The organism is Mesorhizobium sp. M7A.T.Ca.US.000.02.2.1 (genome assembly GCF_003996995.1).
GTDB lineage: Bacteria > Pseudomonadota > Alphaproteobacteria > Rhizobiales > Rhizobiaceae > Mesorhizobium.
In genome coordinates this window covers 1-2,659 of record NZ_RZTT01000606.1, presented here as the reverse complement: position 1 = coordinate 2,659, position 2,659 = coordinate 1, and the positions used below count along the sequence as shown (strand labels likewise).

Below are 2,659 nucleotides of genomic sequence, written 5' to 3'. Positions count from 1 at the left end.
AAAATTGAAAAATAGCCGGGGTGCTGACATCCTTGGCCGATCCAACAATGACAAACCCCGTGGAGGGCTGGAAAATGGCCAGGATGCGCGCTGTCGATGCCGCGGTTCTCGTTCTCGAAAAGGAAGGTATTTCCTGCGCTTTCGGCGTGCCGGGCGCGGCGATCAATCCGTTCTATTCGGCGCTGAAGGCCAGGGGAACGGTCCGCCACGTGCTAGCCCGTCACGTCGAGGCCGCCTCGCACATGGCGGAAGGTTTTACACGCGCCAAGGCAGGCAATATCGGCCTGTGCATCGGCACTTCGGGTCCGGCGGGCACAGACATGATCACCGGGCTCTATTCGGCCGCCGCGGATTCTATTCCGATCCTGTGCATCACCGGGCAGGCGCCGCGGGCGCGGCTGAACAAGGAGGATTTCCAGGCCGCCGACATATCAGCCATTGCCGCGCCGGTCGCCAAATGGGCGGTCACCGTCATGGAGCCCTATCTCGTTCCCATGGCGCTGCAGAAGGCGTTTCACCTGATGCGCTCGTCACGTCCCGGCCCTGTGCTGATCGACCTGCCGGTCGACGTGCAGCTCGCCGAAATCGAATTCGACATCGATGCCTATGAACCGCTGACGCCGTTCAAGCCGGCGATGACGCGCGCCCAGGCCGAAAAGGCGTTGACGATGCTCAATGCGGCCGAAAAGCCGCTGATCGTCGCCGGCGGCGGCATCATAAACGCCGATGCGTCCGATCTGCTGATCGAATTCGCCGAGATTTCAGGCGTGCCGGTCATCCCGACCTTGATGGGCTGGGGCGCCATCCCCGACGACCACCGGCTGATGGCCGGCATGTGCGGGCTGCAGACCTCGCACCGCTATGGCAATGCGACGATGCTGGAAGCCGACTTCGTCTTCGGCATCGGCAACCGCTGGGCCAACCGTCACACCGGCTCCGTCGATGTTTATACAAAGGGGAAAAAGTTCATCCATGTCGACATCGAGCCCACTCAAATAGGCCGCGTCTTCGCGCCGGATCTCGGTGTCGTCTCGGATGCTGGCGCGGCGCTGAAGATGCTGCTCGACGTCGCCACCGAATGGAAAACATCAGGCAGACTGCGCGACTGGTCCGGCTGGGCGAAGGAGTGCCAGGCCCGCAAGAAGACGATGAAGCGCAAGACGCATTTCGACCAGGTGCCGCTGAAGCCGCAGCGTGTCTATGAGGAGATGAACAAGGCGTTCGGCCGCGACGTCACCTATGTCACCACCATCGGCCTGTCGCAGATCGCCGGGGCGCAGTTCCTGCATGTCTACAAGCAGCGCAACTGGATCAATTGCGGCCAGGCCGGCCCGCTCGGCTGGACCTTGCCGGCAGCCCTTGGCGTGCGCGCCGCCGATCCCGACCGCACCATCGTGGCGCTGTCGGGCGACTATGACTTCCAGTTCATGATCGAGGAACTGGCGGTCGGCGCACAGCACAAATTGCCCTACCTGCATGTCGTCGTGAACAACGCCTATCTCGGCCTGATTCGCCAGGCGCAGCGCGGCTTTTCGATGGACTTCGAGGTCGACCTTGCCTTCGAGAACATCAACCGGGCAGGCGATCCCGAGGCAGGCTATGGCGTCGACCACGTTGCCGTCGCCGAAGCGATGGGCTGCAAGGCGGTCAGGGTGCGCAAGCCGGAAGAGTTTGCCGCTGCCTTCAAGGAGGCGCAGCGGCTGATGAAAGAGCACCGGGTTCCGGTCGTGCTCGAATTCATCCTCGAACGCGTCACCAACATCTCCATGGGCACCGAGATCGACAAGATCACCGAATTCGAGGAGCTTGCCGAAAGCCACGAGGATGCGCCGACGGCGATCGTGATGTTGGATTAGGAGAAAAAGAATGCCGCGTTTTTCAGCCAATCTTTCGATGCTCTTTGGCGAGCATGAGTTCCTCGACCGTTTCGATGCCGCCGCCCGCGCCGGCTTCAAGGGCGTCGAATATATCGGACCCTATGACCATGCGCCCGATGTCGTCGCCGCCCGGTTGAAGAAGAACGGTCTGACCCAGGTGCTGTTCAACCTGCCGGCGGGCGACTGGGGCAAGGGCGAACGCGGCATTGCCGTGCTGCCGGACCGCGTGCCGGAATTCCGCCAGGGCATCGCCAAGGCGATCACCTACGCGCAGGCGCTCGGCTGCCAGCAGGTCAATTGCCTGGCCGGCATCGCGCCGGCCGCCGCCGACCGCAAGGTGCTGGAGGATGTCTTTGCCGAAAACCTCGCCTTCGCGGCGGAAAAGCTGGAGCAGGCCGGCATCAGGCTGCTGATCGAGCCGATCAACACGCGCGATATTCCGGGCTTCTTCCTCAACTACTCCGACCAGGCGCTGGCGCTGATCGATCGCGTCGGCTCGAAAAACCTGTTCCTGCAATACGACATCTATCACATGCAGATCATGGAGGGGGATCTCGCCCGTACCATCGAGGCTAACCTCGGCCGCATCGCGCATATCCAGCTTGCGGACAATCCCGGCCGTCACGAGCCGGGGACGGGCGAGATCAATTTTCCCTTCCTGTACGAGCACATCGACCGCATCGGTTATGCCGGATGGGTCGGGGCGGAATACAAGCCGAAGGCAGGGACGGAGGCTGGGTTAAGCTGGTTTCGGGAGTTGAGCGGGCAGGGCAGTGCTGCGG

General features: G+C 62.5%; 2 protein-coding genes. Both read left to right on the top strand.

From position 1 onward, the window contains the following. Nucleotides 1–74 precede the first annotated feature (74 nt). Nucleotides 75–1,856: a glyoxylate carboligase gene (gene gcl / locus EOD15_RS32355; protein ID WP_127409211.1), complete on the top strand. Its 1,782-nt coding sequence runs from the start codon at nt 75–77 to the stop codon at nt 1,854–1,856. A 10-nt stretch (nt 1,857–1,866) separates the two neighbouring features. After that, a partial coding sequence (gene otnI / locus EOD15_RS32350) for a 2-oxo-tetronate isomerase (RefSeq protein ID WP_127409210.1) occupies nt 1,867–2,659 on the top strand: 793 nt, incomplete at its 3' end.

Coding starts and splice junctions, on each gene's coding strand:
- gcl (WP_127409211.1), top strand. CDS start 75: ATGGCCAGGATGCGCGCTGTCGATGCCGCGGTTCTCGTTCTCGAAAAG.